Annotated in this window: 2 protein-coding genes; one reads left to right on the top strand and one right to left on the bottom strand. The window is 73.7% G+C overall.

The window, feature by feature from the left end:
* Window positions 1-1,857: serine hydrolase (locus AB0H32_RS47820; RefSeq protein WP_361135878.1), on the bottom strand; the 1,857-nt coding region annotated here is incomplete at its 3' end.
* Between the two features lie 143 nt (window positions 1,858-2,000).
* Between AB0H32_RS47820 and AB0H32_RS47815 the strand changes: the two genes are divergently transcribed.
* Window positions 2,001-2,556 (top strand): nitronate monooxygenase (locus tag AB0H32_RS47815; RefSeq protein WP_361135876.1); only part of this gene is annotated, 556 nt, incomplete at its 3' end.

The following is a 2,556-nucleotide window of genomic DNA, read 5'->3' as shown; positions in this document are numbered from 1 at the left end:
GGGGGGTGGGGTCGGGGGCGCCCCCCCCCCGGCGCGCGGGGGGGGGGCGGCCGCGGGGGCCGGGGCGGCGCGCCGCCGCCCCGCCCCCCCCCCCCCCCCCGCCCACCCCACCGCCTCGATCCGTGCCGCGTCCGCCGGCCGCGTCTCGTCGAAGACGGGCTCGCCGCCCGCCTCGATGCGCGAGGCGTCCACGTAGGCGCCGCGGCCGGTGTACAGCCGGTCCGTGGTGTACCGCCAGCGCACGGCGAGCTGCCGGGCCGTCGGCAGCCCGGCCGTCAGATGGTGCCAGACGCGGCCGGACCAGCCGGTCGCCGAACCTGCGGGATGCTGCTGCGGCTCCTCGCCGCGGCGCTCGGTGGTGAACGGCACGGGCTGCCAGGTGGTGCCGTCGTCCGTGGTGGCCTCGAGGACGAGGACGTCCGAAGCCGGTTCGATGTCCCACCACAGCGCGCAGCGCAGCCGTGCGTCACCGGGTGAGGTGTCGACCGCGGGCAGGGTGAGGGTCGCGCTGGTGGCGTCGGCCGTTCCGGAGAACCAGGCGGTACGGCCTCGGGCCGGGCGCACCGGAACGGCGCGGGCCAGATGGGTGCCCGCGGCGACCCGGGGCGCGGACCCGGACCGCCAGGTACGCACCGGATGAACGGAGTTGCCCAGCACGACGAGGAAGGAGTCGGTCGTCGGGTCCAGTACGAGCGAGGTGCCGGTGAAGCCGGTGTGGCCCGCCGTGCGCGGGGTGGCCATCGCGCCCATGTACCAGTGCTGGTAGAGCTCGAAGCCGAGCCCGTGGTCGTGGCCGGGAAAGGCGGTGTTGAAGTTGGTGAACATCAGGTCCACCGACTCCGGCCGCAGGATGCGCGCGGGGCCGTAGACGCCGCCGTTGAGCAGCGTGCGGCCGAGGACCGCGAGGTCCCAGGCACACGAGAACACCCCCGCGTGGCCCGCGACCCCGCCAAGGCTGAAGGCGTTCTCGTCGTGCACCTCGCCCCACACGAGGCCGCGGTCCAGCCCCGACCAGGGCGGGCGGGCGTCCTCCGTGGCGGCGATCTGCGGCTTCCAGGACGCGGGCGGGTTGTAGCGGGTGCGGGTGAGGCCGAGCGGGGCCGTGATCCCCTCGCGCAGAAGGTCGTCGAGGGAGCGGCCGGTGATCTTCTCCAGGACCAGCTGGAGGGAGATCAGGTTGAGGTCCGAGTAGAGGTAGGCCGTACCGGGCGGGTTGAGCGGCGCCTCGTTCCAGATGAGACGGAGCTTCGCCTCGTGCGTCGGTGCGGTGTAGAGGGGGATCCAGTCACGGAATCCCGAGGTGTGGGTGAGGAGCTGACGGACCGTGATCCGCTCCTTGCCGGCCCGGCCGAAGTCCGGGAGGTACGAGGCGACGGCCGCCTCCAGCTCCAGCGTGCCGCGCTCCGTCTGCTGCACGGCGAGCAGTGAGGTGAAGAGCTTGGAGACCGAGGCGAGGTCGAAGACGGTGTCCTCGGCCATCGGGATCTGCCGGCCGGGCGGGAACTCGATGCCGGTGTCGGTCTTCTCGTCGTATCCCGCATAGCGCACCGCCATGCCGATCGGCCGGTGCAGTGCGACGGTGCCGCCGCGTCCGGCGAGCAGGACGGCCCCCGCGTACCAGGGATGCCCGGGGGACGGGCCGAGGAACGCCTCGGCGTCGCTGACGAGCCGGCGCAGGTGGGTTGCCAGGAGTCCGGCGCGTTCGGGCGAGCCGTGGCGCAGGGTGGGACGGTGCTCGCCGGACGCGGTGGCGGCTTCGGCCGGCCCCACGGGCAAGGGGGCGAGGGCCAGGGCGCCGCCCAGGGTCAGGGCGCCCAGCTGACGGCGGGTGAGTCGTGGAGCCACCTCATCGGTCATCGTGAAACTGTCCTGTCGGCCGCGGCACCTGTCAATGAGGCGTGCGGGCCGTACGGGGCGAACATGGGTCTGACGGAGCATGGATCTGACGGAGCATCAGAAAAGGTCTTCCGTCGTCCGGGTGACTGCGGCATCCTGCGCCCATGCAGACGGAGCTGAGCAGGAAATTGGGAGTCGAGCACGCCGTCTTCGGCTTCACGCCGTTCCCCGCCGTCGCCGCGGCCATCAGCCGGGCCGGCGGCTTCGGCGTGCTCGGCGCGGTCCGCTACACCGCCCCCGACGACCTCAAGCGGGACCTCGACTGGATCGAGGCGCACGTCGGCGGCCACCCCTACGGGCTGGACGTGGTGATGCCCGCGAAGAAGGTGGAGGGCGTCTCCGAGGCGGATGTCGAGGCGATGATCCCCGAGGGGCACCGGCGGTTCGTGCGCGACACCCTCGCCAAGCACGGGGTGCCGGAACTGGCCGAGGGCGAGGCCTCCGGGTGGCGCATCACGGGGTGGATGGAACAGGTCGCCCGCACCCAGCTCGACGTCGCCTTCGACTACCCGATCCGGCTGGTCGCGGGCGCCCTCGGTTCCCCGCCCGCCGACGTCGTCGCCCGCGCCCACGACCGAGAGGTCCTGGTCGCCGCGCTCGCGGGCAGCGCCCGGCACGCCCGCAAGCACCGGGAGGCGGGCATCGACATCGTCGTGGCGC

Origin of the sequence: Streptomyces sp. NPDC020362 (assembly GCF_040642095.1) — a bacterium.
Taxonomy (GTDB): Bacteria; Actinomycetota; Actinomycetes; order Streptomycetales; family Streptomycetaceae; genus Streptomyces.
This window is presented reverse-complemented; position numbering and strand designations above follow the sequence as displayed.